The 15820-nt window shown below is 73.9% G+C and carries 8 protein-coding genes and 1 pseudogene; 5 read left to right on the forward strand and 4 right to left on the reverse strand.

Annotated elements, in window-relative coordinates; all coding sequences use genetic code 11:
• Nucleotides 1-512: 512 nt before the first annotated feature.
• From ACYVPE_RS06675 to ACYVPE_RS06685, 3 genes and pseudogenes are all read left to right on the forward strand, one after another.
• Nucleotides 513-5894: pseudogene (locus ACYVPE_RS06675) on the forward strand (SDR family NAD(P)-dependent oxidoreductase); the annotation flags it as partial.
• Between the two features lie 50 nt (nt 5895-5944).
• The gene (locus ACYVPE_RS06680; RefSeq protein WP_461032470.1) at nt 5945-6541 is read left to right on the forward strand and encodes a TetR family transcriptional regulator; all 597 of its coding nucleotides are present in this window, start codon (nt 5945-5947) and stop codon (nt 6539-6541) included.
• Nucleotides 6542-6570: 29 nt separating this feature from the next.
• The gene (locus ACYVPE_RS06685; protein ID WP_461032471.1) at nt 6571-6831 is read left to right on the forward strand and encodes a hypothetical protein; all 261 of its coding nucleotides are present in this window, start codon (nt 6571-6573) and stop codon (nt 6829-6831) included.
• Between the two features lie 334 nt (nt 6832-7165).
• Here the strand turns inward: ACYVPE_RS06685 and ACYVPE_RS06690 are convergent, their stop codons facing one another.
• Nucleotides 7166-7771 carry a TetR/AcrR family transcriptional regulator gene (locus ACYVPE_RS06690; protein ID WP_461032472.1) on the reverse strand — a complete coding sequence of 202 codons (606 nt, stop codon included), beginning with the start codon at nt 7769-7771 and terminating at the stop codon, nt 7166-7168.
• A 142-nt stretch (nt 7772-7913) separates the two neighbouring features.
• Between ACYVPE_RS06690 and ACYVPE_RS06695 the strand changes: the two genes are divergently transcribed.
• Entirely contained in the window at nt 7914-10382 is a 2469-nt protein-coding gene (locus tag ACYVPE_RS06695) for a PQQ-dependent sugar dehydrogenase (protein WP_461032473.1), read from the forward strand.
• A 48-nt stretch (nt 10383-10430) separates the two neighbouring features.
• Here ACYVPE_RS06695 and ACYVPE_RS06700 read toward each other — a convergent pair whose 3' ends face one another.
• Genes ACYVPE_RS06700 through ACYVPE_RS06710 form a run of 3 tightly spaced genes read right to left on the reverse strand, consistent with a single transcriptional unit; the run spans nt 10431 to nt 14922 of the window.
• On the reverse strand, nt 10431-11609 hold the full coding sequence (locus ACYVPE_RS06700) for a fumarylacetoacetate hydrolase family protein (RefSeq protein WP_461032474.1): 1179 nt from the start codon (nt 11607-11609) through the stop codon (nt 10431-10433).
• A 51-nt stretch (nt 11610-11660) separates the two neighbouring features.
• Complete coding sequence (locus tag ACYVPE_RS06705) at nt 11661-13406, reverse strand: IlvD/Edd family dehydratase (RefSeq protein WP_461032475.1); 1746 nt, start codon at nt 13404-13406, stop codon at nt 11661-11663.
• Nucleotides 13407-13461: 55 nt separating this feature from the next.
• Nucleotides 13462-14922 (reverse strand): Nramp family divalent metal transporter, encoded by a 1461-nt coding sequence (locus tag ACYVPE_RS06710; protein ID WP_461032476.1) that lies wholly within the window; start codon nt 14920-14922, stop codon nt 13462-13464.
• Between the two features lie 75 nt (nt 14923-14997).
• On the opposite strand from ACYVPE_RS06710, the gene ACYVPE_RS06715 reads away from it, so the two are divergent.
• Nucleotides 14998-15735, forward strand: a complete 738-nt coding sequence (locus ACYVPE_RS06715; protein ID WP_461032532.1) for a FadR/GntR family transcriptional regulator — start codon at nt 14998-15000, stop codon at nt 15733-15735.
• The last annotated feature ends 85 nt before the right edge of the window (nt 15736-15820 follow it).

Below are 15820 nucleotides of genomic sequence, written 5' to 3' on the forward strand. Positions count from 1 at the left end.
GGGCCGGTTCGACAACGTCGATCGATTCCGCTTAGGCTGCCAACTCCGCAGGTCACAGGAGTGCCATTCCCTCCTGCATCGACAGTGCGCGGAGTTTTGCACCAGCACTTCACAAGCCCCTGGAGAAATTCGCCATGCCGGAAACCGAGGGAAATTGGAGCAGTCGGCTCACCGCGCTGCCGGACTCGGCGTGGCACGAGGCGCTGCTCGCGCTGATCGCCGGACAGGTGACGACGGCGACGGGCCTGGCGGACTCCTCGACGATCGACCCGGCAACGCCCTGGCGCCGGCTCGGCGTCTACCGCGAGGTGGCCGGGCGGCTGCGGGACGGCCTCGCCGAGGCCACCGGGCTCGACCTGCCCGCCACGCTCTTCTTCGACCACCCGAGTCCGCTGGCGGTCGCCGAGTACCTGCGGTCGCGGCTGCTCGGCACCCCGGCCCAGGCCGGTGCGGAGCCGGCCGGCGGCGGCCCCGCCGCGCCGCCCGTCGCGACCCAGGAGCCGATCGCCGTCGTGGGCGCCGCGTGCCGGCTGCCGGGCGGCGCGGACTCACCCGAGGCGCTGTGGCGGCTCGTCGACGAGGGCCGGGACGCCATCGCGGGACTGCCCGAGGACCGCGGCTGGGACCTGGAGGCGCTCTACGACCCGGACCCCGAGCGGCACGGCACGGCCTACACCCGGCACGGCGGATTCCTGCCCGGCATCGACCAGTTCGACCCGGCCTTCTTCGGGATCAGCCCACGGGAGGCCCGGGCCCTCGACCCGCAGCAGCGGCTGTTGCTCGAGATCTCCTGGGAGGCCGTGGAGCGCGCCGGGATCGACCCGCACGCGCTGCGCGGCTCCCGCACCGGCGTGTTCGCCGGCGTCTCGCTCCAGGACTACGGCCCCGCCTGGCACGAGGCGCCCGCCGAGGCGCAAGGCCAGATGCTCACCGGCAACGCCCTGGGCGTGATGGCGGGTCGCGTCGCCTACACCTTCGGCTTCGAGGGCCCGGCACTCACCGTCGACACCCAGTGCTCGTCGTCGCTGGTCGCCGTGCACCTGGCCGGCCAGGCCCTGCGCACGGGCGAGGCCGATCTGGCGCTGGCCGGCGGCGTCACGCTGATGGCCACGCCCGGCATGCTGCTGGAGTTCAGCAGGAAGCGCGGCCTCGCCCCGGACGGCCGCTGCAAAGCGTTCGCCGCCGACGCCGACGGCACCGGCTGGGCCGAGGGCGCCGCGGTGCTGCTCCTCGAACGGCTCTCCGACGCCCAGCGCAACGGCCACCGGGTGCTCGGCCTGGTGCGCGGCACCGCCATCAACCAGGACGGCGCGAGCAACGGCCTCACCGCCCCCAACGGCCCTTCCCAGCAGCGGCTGATCCGGCAGACCCTGGCCAACGCCGGACTCCGGCCGGCCGACGTCGACGCGGTGGAGGCGCACGGCACCGGCACGGCGCTCGGCGATCCCATCGAGGCCCAGGCCCTGCTCGCCACCTACGGGCAGGACCGGCCGGCGGGGCGGCCGCTCCACCTCGGCTCGCTCAAGTCCAACATCGGCCATCCGCAGGCCGCCGCCGGCGTCGCCGGGGTCATCAAGATGGTGGAGGCGATGCGCCACGGCGTGCTGCCGAGGACGCTGCACGTCACCGAGCCCTCGCCGCACGTCGACTGGTCGGCCGGCCAGGTGCGGCTGCTCACGGAGCCGGTGCCCTGGAAGCGTTCGGGGCGCCCACGCCGAGCCGCCGTCTCCGCCTTCGGGGTCAGCGGCACCAACGCCCACGTGGTCATCGAGGAGGCGCCGGACGCGGAGCCGGTCGAGGCGACCGCCGTCCCCGTGGTGCTCTCGGGGCGCACCGGGAACGCGCTGCGCGCCCAGGCCGAACGCGTCGGGGCCCACCTCGCGGAACGCCCTGAACTGACGCCCCTCGACGTCGGGTTCACGCTTGCCGGGCGCTCCAGGTTCGAGCACCGCGCGGTCGCCGTCGCCGCCGACCGGGAGCAACTGGCCGGCGCGCTCACCGCGTTGGCCGCCGACCGCCCGGCGCCCGGACTGGTCAGCGGCTCGGTGCGCCCCGCGCTGCGGCACGGCGGGCCGCGGGGCAAGCTGGCCGTGCTGTTCACCGGCCAGGGCAGCCAGCGGCCCGGCATGGGCCGCGAACTGCGGGCCGTCTACCCGGTGTTCGCCCGCGCCCTCGACGAGGTCTGCGCCCGGATGGATCCGTTGCTCGAACGGCCGCTGCGGGACGTCATGTTCGCCGAGGAGGGCTCCCAGGACGCGGCGCTGCTGCACCACACGGCCTACACCCAGCCCGCGCTCTTCGCCTACGAGACGGCGCTGTTCCGGCTCGCCGAGTCCTGGGGGCTCGCCCCCGACCTGCTGGCCGGCCACTCCGTCGGCGAGTTGACCGCCGCCCATGTGGCCGGCGTCTGGTCGCTCGACGACGCCTGCCGGCTCGTGGCCGCCCGCGGCCGGTTGATGCAGTCGTGCCGGGCCGGCGGCGCGATGGTCGCGATCCGGGCCGGCGCCGAGGAGGTCGGCGAGTCGCTGGCCGGCACCGAGGGGCGGGTCACGGTCGCCACCGTGAACGGCCCGCTGGCGACCGTGATCGCGGGCGACGCCGACGAGGTGGAGCGGATCGCCGCCGAGTGGGCGGCGGCCGGCCACCGGACCCGGCGGCTCGAGGTCAGCCACGCCTTCCACTCGCCGCACATGGACGGCATGCTCGACGCCTTCCACGACGTCGCACGGCACGTCACCTACCACCCCCCGGCCCTGGCCGTCGTCTCCACCCTCACCGGCGAGCCGGCGAGCGAGCGCGAGCTGTGCGCGCCCGAGTACTGGGTGCGCCAGGTGCGGGAGCCGGTCAGGTTCCTCGACGCGGTGCGCCGACTGCACCGGGAAGGCACCGGCGCCTACCTCGAACTCGGCCCCGACGCCGTGCTCAGCGCCCTCACCCCCGGCTGCCTGCCGCAGGAGCCCGAGGGGGCCGAGCCCGTGATCGCCGTGGCGACGGCCAGAGCCGGCCGCCCCGAGGCCGTCACGCTGGTCACCGCGCTGGCCGAACTCCATGTGCACGGCGTCCCGCTCGACCTCCGCGCCCCCTACCAGGGCTCCGGTGCCACCCACGCCGAGCTGCCCACCTACGCCTTCCAGCGCGGGCGTTACTGGCTGGACCGCCCCGCCACCACGCCCCCCACCACGCCCCCCGCCGCGCCCCAGGCGCGCGGGCGGCGCCGCCAGGCCGACCCGGCGTCCTGGCGCCACCGCGTCGAGTGGCGTCCGGCGAACCCGGTCGCGCCGCCGGCCGCCGACGCGCTCGCCGGCGTCTGGCCGCTGCTCACCCCGCCGGCCGGGGTGGACGACGAGCTCGTCAACCGGCTGTCCTGGGTGGTCGAACGCCTCGGCGGGCAGGTCGTCAGACTGCCGCTGGCCGCCGAGGACGCGGACCGCGCCCGGGTGGCCGAGGCGCTGGAGAAGGGGGTGATCGCCGAGGGCGGCGCCGTCGGCGGGGTGCTCTCGCTGCTCGCCCTCGACCCCGCACCGCACCCCGTCCACCCGGCGCTCCCGCAGGGCGCGGCCCTCACCTGCGCGCTCTCCCAGGCGCTGGCCGACCTGCGGATCGCCGCCCCGCTGTGGTGCGTCACCCGCGGCGCGGTCCGGGTGACGCACCACAGCGGGGCGGAGCCGGGACCCGACCCGCGCCAGGCCCTGCTGTGGGGGCTCGGGCGGACGCTGGCGCTGGAGCGTCCTGACGGCTGGGGCGGTCTGCTCGACATGCCGGCCGAGTTGGACGACGAGTCCCTCGGCTGGCTGGGCGCCGCCCTCGCCGGCCAGGACGGCGAGGACCAGCTCGCGGTCAGGCCCACCGGGCTGCTGGTGCCCCGGCTGGTGCCGGCCGACCCGGCGCGGGCCCCGGCCGAGCCGTGGCGGCCGCACGGCACGGTGCTGATCACCGGCGGCACCGGCGCCCTCGGCGCGGACGCCGCCCGCTGGCTGGCCGCCAACGGCGCCAGCCGGCTGTTGCTCACCAGCCGGCGCGGCGTGGACTCGCCGGGCGCCCAGGAACTGCTCGGGGAGCTTGGGGCGCTCGGCGCCCAGGTCACCATCGTGGCCTGCGACGTGTCGGAGCGGGACCAGCTGGCCAGGCTGCTCGACTCGCTGCCTGGCGACCAGCCGCTGTCCACCGTGGTGCACGCGGCCGGCGTCGGCGGCCGGCTCGCCCCACTGACGGAGCTGTCGCTCGACGAGTTCGCCGCCACCCTGGCCGGCAAGGTCGCCGGCGCCGTCCACCTGGACGAGCTGCTTGCCGAACGCGACGTCCCGCTCGACGCCTTCGTGCTCTACTCCTCCATCTCCGGCGTGTGGGGCAGCGCGGGCCAGCCGGCGTACGGCGCGGGCAACGCCTTCCTCGACGCGCTCGCCGAGCGGCGCCGGGCCCACGGCCTCGCCGCCACCTCGGTCTCGTTCGGGCCGTGGGGCGAGGCCGGCATGGGCGCCGAGCCCGAGCTGCGCGACTTCCTGCGGGACCGGGGTCTGCCGCCGCTCGACCCGGCGGCGGCCGGCGCCCTGCTGTGGGAGTCGGTGGCCGCCGGCGAGACCGGGACCACCGTCGCCGACGTGGACTGGGAACGCTTCCTGCCGCTGTTCACGGCGGCCCGCCCCGGCCGCTTCTTCGCCGAACTGCGGGCGGCCGCCGAGCCTGCGGAGGGCACGGCGGACGGGCCGGCGGACGCCGACCGGCCGTCGACCCGCGACCGGCTGGCGGAGCTCGCGGCCCTGCCCGAGGCGGAGCGCGACCGCCGGCTCCTCGACCTGGTGCGGGGCGAGGCCGCCGTGATCCTGGGGCACGCCACGCCGGACGAGGTGGACGCGGACCGCCGCTTCCTGGAGCTCGGCTTCGACTCGCTGGCCTCCGTCGAGCTGCGCCGGCGCCTGATGGCCTCGACCGGCCTGACGCTGGCCACCCCGGTGGTGTTCGAGCACCCGACCGCGACCGACCTCGCCCGGCACCTCGGCGAGCTAACCCTGCGCGCGGGGCGGGCGCCGGGCGGTGAGGCGCCCGCTGCCAGGCCCTCGTTCGGGGTCCGCGACCTGTACCGGCAGGCCTGCGAGATGGGCAAGTTCGCCGAGGGCGTCGGCCTGTTGCGGGCCGCCGCCAAGCTGCGGCCGGTCTTCCAGCGGCCCGAGGAGCTCGGCCGGCCGGTGGCGCCGGTGCGGCTCGCCACCGGCCCCGCAGGACCCGCGCTGATCTGCCTGCCCTCCATGGTCGCCCCCTCGGGACCGCACAACTTCGCCCGCCTCGCGCTGCATCTGCACGGTCTCCGCGACGTCCAGGCGCTGCCGCACCCGGGCTTCGGCGACGACGAGCTGCTGCCGGCGACCAGCGAGCTGGTGATCGACCTGCACGCCGACGCGATCCTCCGCGCCTACCCGGACGCCCCGGTGGCGCTGGCCGGCTACTCCTCCGGCGGCTGGCTGGCCCACGCCGTCGCCGCCCGCCTGGAGGCGCGCGGCGGCGCGCCGAGCGCCGTGGTGCTGCTCGACACCTGGTTCCCCAAGGACCGGATACCCGAGGAGCAGATCGAGGGTCAGCTCCGCGGCATCGCCGTCAACGACCAGGCGTACGCGCTGATGACGGAGGCCCAGGTCACCGCCCAGGGTGCCTACCTCGACCTCTTCGACGGCTGGCAGCCGGAGCCGGTGCGGGCGCCGGTGGTGCTGGTGCGGGCCGGCGAGCGGATGCCGCAGGCGTCGACCGACGAGGCGGCGGGACAGGGGCAGTGGACCACGGCGTGGGAGGTCGAGCACGACACGATCGAGGCGGTCGGCAACCACCAGACGATGATGAACGAGCACGCCGAGTCGACGGCCAGGGCGCTGCACGAGTGGTTGGGGGCGCTGACGGGCGCCTGACCGCCACGGCTGGACAGCCCTCATACATACATACATGCTTGCATGTATGTATGAGGAGAACTGCCGAGGAGGCGGCGGCCACCCGCGCCGCGCTGTTGGACGCGGCGCTCACGGTCGTCGCCCGCCAGGGCTACGCCGCGACCCGGCTCGAGGACGTCGTCGCCCAGGCGCGCGTCACCCGGGGCGCGCTCTACCACCACTTCCGCGGCAAGGCCGACCTGTTCGCGGCGGCGCTCGCGGCCCGCTGGGGCGAGTTGGCCGGCGAGGTCTTCGGCGCGCTGGACGGCGACCGGCCGCCGCTTTCCCGCCTGGAGCGCTTCGTCGCCGGCTACGCGCGGCGCGTCCAGCAGGACCCGCGGTTCCGGGAGCTGCTCGAGGTCGTCGTGCTCCGCACCGAGGCGCTCCCGGAGCTCGCCGAGGGCATCGCCGAGAAGCGGCACGCCGTCGACGGCTGGCGGCAGGCCCTCGGCCCGGTGCTCGCCGAGGCCGAGGCCGCCGGCCAGCTACGCGCCGGGCTCGACGCCGGGTCGGCGGCGGCCGACGTGCTGGTGCTGCTGCACGGCGTCACCGTCGTCACGACGCTCGACGCCGGCCCCGTGGACCCCGACCGGCTGGCCCGCACGCTGGTGCGCGGCCTCGCCCGATGATCGACCGACCACCCACCGGAGAACCCGGCATGACCACCGAAGAGCCGCACCCCGACGCCCACGCCGACGCCGACGGGGCGTCCGCCGGGTATCTGCCCGACTCGGACGTCGAGACGCGGGCCGTCGTCGACGGCTTCCTGACCCTGCCCCCCGGCTGCTGCGCGAGCGCGGCCTCGACGAGGAGGCCACCCGCCGGCTCCTCGACGCCATCCGGCGGCGCCAGGCCCAGTTGGAGGAGGAGTCGAGCGCCTGGCGGGTGGACGAGCAGGCCCGCCACCAGCTGCGCGTGACCTCCCTGGTCGTCGCCGGGGCCCGGGTGCTCGCGACCGTGCCGCCCAAGGACGCCGTGGTCGCCGTGCTGGCCACCGCCTGCCACGAGCCGCTGCGCGAGGAGGTACTCGCCGGCACGAGGGCCGCCCTCGACCACTCCCCCGACCCCTTCCGCGTCATGGTGGAGATCTCCAAGTCCAGGGAGCGGCACTTCTTCGGGGCCGGCTTCACCTTCGAGCGCGCCAGGGACGACGAGGACGCCTACCACCTCGACGTGCACCGGTGCCTCCACCACGACCACCTGGCCGCGCTCGGGGCCACCGATCGGGCGGTTGGCTGGCGGGCGGCTGCCGGTCAGGCCGGGTCCCGGTGCGGTTGGACGATCGCCAACGCGTCGATGGCGTGCGCCAGTTCGGCCGTCATGTCGACCCGCGGGTCGATCAGCCACTGGAGTTGGAGCCCGTCGGAGAAGGCGATGAGGTTCACGGCGGCACGGGCGCTGTCGAGTTCCGGCGGGTAGCGGCCGTCCGCCTTGCGGCGTTCGATGTCGTCGATCAGGACGCCCCTGACCCGCTCGAAGCGCCGCAGGAAGAACTCCCTCGACGGGTGGCCCCCGGCCGCGGCCTCCGCCGCGAACGCCGTGTAGAGGTGGACGAGCCCCGGAACTCCCGTGTTGTGTCGCACCAGTTCCGGCCAGAGGGTGAGGATGCCCTCGTCGGACCCGACCGCGGCGACGCCGGCCTCCCAGGCGCGCCGGTCCCACGCCGTGACGACGGCCTCCAACAGGCGCTCGCGGGAGGGGAAGTAGTGCAGGATGTGCGCCGGCTGTAGCCCCAGCTCACGCGCGATCGCGCGCAACGAGGCGTTGCGGTAGCCGCGTTCGGCCAGGGTCCGCAGCGCCGTGGCGATGATCTGTTCCCGCCTGGCCACGCCCTTGGCGTACGCCCCCCGGCCCGTCATGCCCCCATCGTAGGCACGCCCACGGGAGTTGGCGCACGACCCTTGCCAGCCAAATCTGACCATCGGTAAATTTTGAGCCGTCAACTTTTGCCGACCCCCGGCAAAAGCCCCCCTCTCCCAACGGTGAAAGAGGTGGACGAGAGTGGTAGTCCATGGCGGAAGACGCCCGTGGGTGTGGCTGCTGGCGCTGCTCCTGCCGCTGGTGGCCCTGGCCCCGGCGACGGCGACGGCACACGAGGGGCACGGCGGCGGGCCGGACCGGCCACCCACCGTGCCGAGCGACGACCGGTTCCAGCGGGTGCTCATCGAGGGCAACGACCTGACCCAGCCGATGCGCGTCAGCGTCGCCCCCGACGGCCGGGTGATCTACATCGAGCGCGACGGCCGGGTGAAGGTGTGGGACCCGGAGACGGGGGCCTCGGTGGTGGCCGGCACCGTCCCGGTCCGGGTCACCGGTGAACTGGGCCTGGTCGGGCTGGCCCTGGCCCCGGACTTCGACCGCACCGGGCACCTCTACCTGCACTTCTCCCGACCGGACTGGGACACCTCCTTCACCTCCCGGGTGTCCCGCTTCACGCTGACCGACGAGAACACGCTCGACCCGGCGACCGAGCGGCTGATCATCGACGTCCCGCACCCGGACGGCGTCCGGGGCGGTCACAGCGCGGGCGATCTCCTCATGACCGACGACGGGCAGCTGTTCATCGCCACCGGTGACAACACCAACTGCTGCGCCTCACAGGGCTTCGCCCCCACCGACGAGCGGCCGGGCCACGCCGACGGCGACGCCCAGCGGACCTCGGCCAACACCAACGACCTCAACGGCAAGATCCTCCGCATCGTGCCGAAGCGGAACGGCGGCTACCGCGTTCCCCAGGGGAACCTCTTCCCCGAGCGCCTCGACCGGCACGACAGGACCAGGCCCGAGATCTACGCCATGGGCTTCCGCAACCCGTTCACCCTCGGCGACTACGACGAGGAGACCGGCGCCCTCTGGATGGCCGACTACGGCCCCGACGCCATCCTTCCCGATCCGGAGCGCGGCCCCGCCGGGCACGTCAGGACGCTGCTGATCAACGGTCCTGGCAACTACGGCTGGCCGTACTGCACGATGGACAACCAGCCCTACAACGACTGGGACTACGAGGAGAACCGGCCGGGCGACTGGTTCGACTGCGAGCGCCCGGTCAACGACTCGCCCCACAACACGGGGCTGGTGAACCTGCCGCCGATCGAGCCAGCCACCATCTACTACACCTACGACCGGCAGGAGTACTTCCCCGAGCTGTACGGCGGCGGCGCGATGGCCGGGCCGATGTACCGCTACGACGAGGCGGCCGACGACTCGCCCACCAGGTTCCCCGAGTGGTTCGACGGGCGGCGCTTCCTCTACGACTGGACCACCGACTGGATCCAGACCACCCGGTTCGACCGGCGGCTGACCACCCCGCGCGACATGCGGGAGTTCCTGCCGGGGATGGACTTCGTCAAGCCGATGGACATGGAGTTCGGGCCGGACGGCTCGCTCTACGTGCTCGAGTACGGCAACGGCTGGGGATCGAGCAACGACGACGCCGGCCTGTACCGGATCGACTACGTCGAGGGCAACAGGACCCCGCTCGCCGTGGCGACCGCCAGCGCCGACTCGGGGACGCTGCCGCTCACCGTGGAGTTCGACGCCTCGGGTTCGAGCGACCCCGAAGGCGACGCCCTCGAGTACGCCTGGGACCTCGACGGCGACGGCACCACGGACGCCACGGGACCCACCGCGTCCCACACCTACACCACGGCCGGCGAGTTCCGGCCCGCGCTGACCGTCACCGACGCCGGCGGCCTCTCCACCACCACCCACCTCACCGTGACCGCCGGCAACGCCCGCCCCACGCTGACCATCGGGTCGCCGGCGGACGGCACCTTCTCCGACTTCGGCGAGGACATCCCCTTCACCGTCCGCGCCGAGGACCCGGACGGCGGCCCCGTCGACTGCACCGCGATCAGGGTGACCTACCAGCTCGGCCACAACCAGCACGGCCACCCGATGAGCGAGGCCACCCCAGGGCCCGACTGCCGCGGCGTCCTGAGCCCGGGCCGGGACGCCGAACACGGTCCCGGCGCCTACGTCTTCCACATCGTCCAGGCCACCTACACCGACGCCGGCGGGCCGGGCCGAGCGCCGCCGCTCACCGCCGAGGCCGACGCGGTGCTGCACCCGCCGACGTACAGCGCCAACACCTACCCGGCGGGCGAGGGCGTCGGGCTCTACAAGGGACAGCTGTTCGTCCCGGGGCCTGGCAACTGGTTCTCGTTCCCGCGGATCGACGTCCGGGACGTCGACCAGCTCACCATGGCGCTCGCCACCCGCGAGGCCGGCGTCACGCTGACCGTCCACGCCGGCTCCCCCGAGGGACCGGTGGTCGCCAGCTTCGCCGACCTCCCGGCCACCGGCTCCACCTCGCTCGACGACCGCGTCTACCGGGAGTTCACCGCACCCGTGACCGACCCGGGCGGAGTACACGACCTGTACTACGTCGCCACCTGGCCCGACGGCGCCCAACCCGAGTTGTTCGTCGGTGCCTTCACCTTCGAGACCGACCCGGGGCAGGCGGGCTGACGGTCGGCCGTCCGTGGTGCGGGGCGCGAGGCCCCGCACCACGACGGCTCACAGCACCCCGCGCGCCGCCAGGTTGCGCAGCAGGGCGCGCAGGCCGAAGGTCCAGGGGGGTGCCTGCTCGCTGGTGGTGACGGTGTTGACGAGGGCGCCGAGCCGCGGGCTGGAGATCCGCACGACGTCGCCGAGGTCGTGGGTGAAGCCGGCGCCCGTGGCGTGCCGGTCCTCGGTGGGTGCGAACAGGGTGCCGGTGAACAGCACGAAGCCGTCGGGGTGTTGGTGGTGCGCGCCGTGGGTGGCGGTGACGAGCTCCAGTACGTCGCGGCTGATCTCGCGCATCGAGCTGCGGCCGCGCAGCGTGTAGCCGTCTCGGCCCTCGACCAGCAGTTCGATGTCGAGGTCGCGGACGGCGTCCAGGTCGAAGTCCTGGTCGAGCAGTCGGACGAAGGGGCCGATGGCGCAGGAGGCGTTGTTGTCCTTGGCGCGGGGCAGCAGCAGGGCGCTGCGGCCCTCGACGTCCCTGAGGTTCACGTCGTTGCCGAGGGTGGCGCCCCGCACCCGGCCGCGCGAGTCCACGACGAGCACGGCCTCCGGTTCCGGGTTGTTCCAGCCGGAGGCGGCGAGCACCCCGATGTCGGCGCAGGTGCCGACGGCGGAGAGCACCGGGGCCTTGGTGAACACCTCGGGGTCGGGGCCGATGCCGACCTCCAGGTACTGCGACCAGAGCCCCTCGCCGACGAGGAGTTCCTTCGCCCTGGCGGCCTCCGCCGACCCCGGGCGTATCCGGTCGACGGCGCCGCCCACGGCCGCCACCACGCGTTCCCTGACGGCGGCGGCCCTGGCCGGGTCGCCGCCCGCGCGTTCCTCGATGACGCGTTCGAGCAGGCTGTTGGCGAAGGTGACGCCGGCGGCCTTGATCACCTGGAGGTCGACGGGGGCGAGCAGGTGCGGGACGTCCCGGCGGCCGGCGGCGGTCGCGGCGAGCAGCTCGGCGAGGGGCCAGGCGCGTCCGCCCGGGGCCCGGCGGACGATCTCGACGGCCTCCTCGGCGTTCTCGCGTTCCAGGAGGTCGGCGACGGTGGGCGCGTGGGCGGTCAGGTCGACGACGAGCCCGTCGCGGACGGCGGCCACGCAGGGGCCGCCCCACTCGGGTTCGTGGACGCGGGCGACGAGGGCGGCCTGGTCGGCGTCCTGCGGCAGGACGTCGTCGGGGGTGGGGGCCGTGGCCATGGTGCGGGGCTCTCCTTCTACGTTGACGGGCCGGTCGGGATGCGTCGGCGGTCAGTGGGAGTCGCGCGGCACGTCGTGGCCCCGGCAGCCGCGGAGGAAGCCGAAGTCGGCGCCCCGGTCGGCCTGTTCGACGTGCTCGGTGTAGAGCCAGGTGTAGCCGCCGTGGTGCCGGCGCGGGGGCGGGGTCCAGTCGGCGCGGCGCCGGTCGAGCTCGGCGTCGTCGACGTCGAGCCGCAGGGTGCGGCCCGGCACGTCGAGCACGACGGGGTCGCCGTCCCGCACCAGGGCGAGCGGGCCGCCGACGGCCGCCTCCGGGGTGACGTGCAGCACCACGGTGCCGTAGCCGGTGCCGCTCATCCGGCCGTCGCAGACCCGCACCATGTCGGTGACGCCGGCCTTGAGGAGCTTGGTGGGCAGCGGCACGTTGGAGACCTCGGGCATGCCGGGGTAGCCCTTGGGCCCGGCGTTCCTGATGACGAGCACGGTGTTCTCGTCGACGTCCAGGTCCGGGTCGTCGGCGACCGCGTGGTACTCCTCGGGCGAGTCGAAGACCCGGGCGGGGCCACGGTGGGTGAGCAGGTGCGGGGAGGCGGCGGACTGCTTGATGACGGCGCCGTCGGGGCACAGGTTGCCGCGCAGCACCGCGGTGCCGCTGCCGGCCGGCTGGAACGGGGCGTCGAGAGGGGTGATGACGTCCTGGTTCACGTTCTCGGCGTCCGCTGCGTTTTCGACGTTTTCGGCGACGGAGCGGCCGGTGACGGTGAGCCGGTCGCCGTGGAGCAGCCCGCCGCGGACGAGTTCGGCGAGGACGGCGGGCAGCCCGCCGGCGTAGCAGAAGTCCTCCATCAGGTACGTGCCGCTGGGCATCAGGTTGACCAGGGTGGGCACGGCGCGGGCGAGGGCGTCGAAGTCCTCGGGGGTGAGGTCGACGCCGACCCGGCCGGCGATGGCGGTGAGGTGGATGATGGCGTTGGTCGAGCCGCCGATGGCCGCGTTGACGCGGATCGCGTTCTCGAAGGCGTCGCGGGTGAGGATGTGCGAGGGGCGCAGCCCCTCCTCGACCATGGCGACGATCCGCCGCCCGGCGGCCCCCGCCGTCTCCATCCGGCGGGAGTCGACGGCGGGCCAGGTGGCGGATCCCGGGAGCTGCATGCCGAGGGCCTCGGCGAGGCAGGCCATGGTGGAGGCGGTGCCCATGGTCATGCAGTGGCCGTTGGAGCGGGCCATGCACCCTTCGGCGAAGAAGCACTCCTCCTGGGTCATCCGGCCGGTCTTCAGGTCCTCCTCGAACTTCCAGACGTGGGTGCCGGAGCCGACGTCCTCGCCCCGGTACTTGCCGTTGAGCATCGGGCCGCCCGTGACCATGAGGGCGGGCAGGTCGACGCTCGCGGCGCCCATGAGCATGGCGGGCGTCGTCTTGTCGCAGCCGGAGAGCAGCACCACGCCGTCGAGCGGGTTGGCGCGGATCAGCTCCTCGACCTCCATGGCCATGAGGTTGCGGTAGAGCATGGCGGTGGGGCGCATCAGCGTCTCGCCGGTGGCCATGGTGGGGAACTGGAGCGGGAAGCCGCCGGCCTGCCAGACGCCGCGCTTGACCGCCTCGGCGACGCGGGTCAGGTGGGCGTTGCACGGGGCGAGTTCGGAGGCGCTGGTGGCGATGCCGATCACCGGGCGCCCGTCGAACACCTCGGGGCCGAAGCCCTGGTTGCGCATCCAGGACCGGTACACCATGCCGCTGCGGCCGCTGGCGCCGAACCATGCCTGGCTGCGCCGGGCCGCCTGTTCGCCGTCCGTCATCTTCGAACTCTCCCGTGTGTCGTGTCGTGCGGTTCTCGGTGGGCCCGGGTCGGGATCAGAAGTGGAGGTCGATCTGCTGCCGAATGGTCAGGACGGAGAGCACGCCGAAGAGGCCCACCGCCCAGACCAGCACGACGGCCCGGAGGCCGCGCACCTTCAGCGGGTTCGGCAGCGCCTTGCGGTTGAGGTAGAGCAGCAGCCCGGAGTAGACGAACATCATCATTCCGGCGACGCAGGCGGAGACGATGAGCAACACGAGGGGCTGGTCGAGGCCGAGCGCCAGTATCGCGATGCCGATGACGACGAGTCCCCACACGAGCCAGAAGTAGAGCCGGCTCTCCGGGTAGTTCGAGTCCCGCAGGTAGGTGGACTTGAGGACGTCGGCGGCGAGCCTGCTGGTGTAGTCGACGATGCCGGCCGCGGCGCTGAACAGCGAGAAGCCGCCGATCAGCCAGAACAGCACGCCGAACCAGTTGCCCACCTGGGCCTTGAGCACCTCGCCCTCGGCCTCCACGAAGCCGACGTTGTTGGCGAGCCCCTCCGTGCCGAAGAGCGTGGAGTGGGCGAGCAGCGAGGCGAGCACGATGGTGACGATGGTCATGGCGCCGAAGGTGATGGCCTGCTCGATGTTGGCGAACCGCCACCAGCCCTTCCAGCGGGCCATGTTCTCGCCCTCGGGGACGAAGACGTAGCCGGTGGAGGTGCCGACCGCGGCGTCCTCCTTCTTGCCGGTGACCGGGCTGACCAGCCGGGGCGCGTAGTGGCCCATGCCGAAGCCCTTGTCGCGGATCCAGTTGCTCTGGCAGAGGTTCTGCCCGCCGCCGGCCCCGGCGTAGGCGAGCGCGCCCATCAGCACGGCGACGCCGAGTTCGCTGGGGAACTGCCCGATGTGGGTGACGGCGTCCGGGAGTTCGCGCCAGCTCGACGCCTTGATGGCGAGGATCACGGCGAGCACGAAGAAGCCGCCGATGAGGGCGACCTTGACGAAAAGCAGCCGTTCGAGGGCGGTGTAGACGACCGGGGCCAGCGTGAGGATGGCGCCGATGAGCAGCAGCAGGCCCACGGCGATGACGGTGGGGTCGCCGCCGAAGACGTAGGAGAGCATGGTGGCGGAGCTGGAGGTCCAGCCGGGCCAGAGGTTGGCGGCGTAGGTCAGGCCGACGAGGACCGCGCCCCAGTGCCGCCAGTAGCGGTTGAAGCCGGTGATGGCGGTCTCCCCGGTGGCGAGCGTGTAGCGCTCGATCTCCATGTTGATGAACCACTGGGTGACCACGCCGACGACCGCTCCCCAGAGGAAGACGAGCCCGGCCTGCGAGGCGATGTAGGGCCAGAGGATGAACTCGCCCGAGGACAGGCCCACTCCGGCCGCGACGATGCCGGGCCCGATGATCGGCCATATCCGGCGGGGCGGGGCGGGCAACGGCCTCACCGCGGGCGGCGGTAGGCGGCGGGTGCTCATGGGGAAGGGAGCGGCGGAGCGGTCGGGGGTGCTGACGTCGTCGTCGGCGTGGGTCATGGGGGAACGCCTCTCGGGGGCCGGTGGGGCTGGAGGTCGCGTTAACCTGAGAGCAATCATTAGATGATTCGATGAATCGCGTCCAGAGGGCGGACAAAGATCGTGATGCGCTACCGGACCATGCATCAACGGGTGGTCGACGAACTCGGCCTGCGGATCGTGGGCGGCGAGTGGGAGCCGGGGCGGGCGCTGCCGGTCGAGGACGTGCTGGCCGCCGAGATCGGCGTCAGCCGGGGCGCGCTGCGGGAGGCCGTCAAGGCGCTGGTGGCCAAGGGGATGTTGCTGGTGCGGCCGCGCACCGGAACGCGGGTGCTGCCTCCCGAGCAGTGGAACCACCTGGACCGCGACGTGCTGCGCTGGCAACAGGAGGGCGACTCGGCCGCGTTGCTGCGGGACACCGGCGAACTCCGGCGGATCGTCGAGCCCGAGGCGGCCAGGCTCGCGGCCGGCCGGGCTCGGCCGGCCGACGTGGCGGCGCTGTACGAGGCGCTGTCCGTCATGGAGACGACGGCGGCGCGCCCCGGGCGGCCCGGCTATGTCGAGGCCGACATCGCCTTCCACCGCGCCCTGCTGGACGCGAGCGGCAACCGGCTCCTCGGCTCGCTCGGCCGGGCGATCGACATCGCGCTGGAGCACAGCTTCGCCGTGAGCACCAGGACGCCGGGGGCCGTCGCCTCCGCGCTGCCGGCCCACCGCGCCGTGGTGGCGGCCGTCGAGGCGGGCGATCCGGCGGCGGCCGCGGCGGCGGTGCTTGGCATCATCGAGGCCACCGAGCGGGAGATCGCCGCCTCGCCCGGGCTGCCGCCGGCCTGAACGGGCGTTCGGTGCCACACCTTTCGGGGTGACATCGGCTCGGGTCCGGCCGGAACCGGGGTAGGAAGCGGCCGACCGACCCGAG

It is taken from the genome of Streptomyces mayteni (assembly GCF_054783955.1).

Excerpts from the sequence above, each read along its gene's own strand:
- ACYVPE_RS06680 (WP_461032470.1), top strand. The coding sequence starts at position 5,945 with ATGAGGAGAACTGCCGAGGAGGCGGCGGCCACCCGCGCCGCGCTGTTG.
- ACYVPE_RS06685 (WP_461032471.1), top strand. The coding sequence starts at position 6,571 with ATGACCACCGAAGAGCCGCACCCCGACGCCCACGCCGACGCCGACGGG.
- ACYVPE_RS06690 (WP_461032472.1), bottom strand. The coding sequence starts at position 7,771 with ATGACGGGCCGGGGGGCGTACGCCAAGGGCGTGGCCAGGCGGGAACAG.
- ACYVPE_RS06700 (WP_461032474.1), bottom strand. The coding sequence starts at position 11,609 with ATGGCCACGGCCCCCACCCCCGACGACGTCCTGCCGCAGGACGCCGAC.
- ACYVPE_RS06705 (WP_461032475.1), bottom strand. The coding sequence starts at position 13,406 with ATGACGGACGGCGAACAGGCGGCCCGGCGCAGCCAGGCATGGTTCGGC.
- ACYVPE_RS06710 (WP_461032476.1), bottom strand. The coding sequence starts at position 14,922 with ATGACCCACGCCGACGACGACGTCAGCACCCCCGACCGCTCCGCCGCT.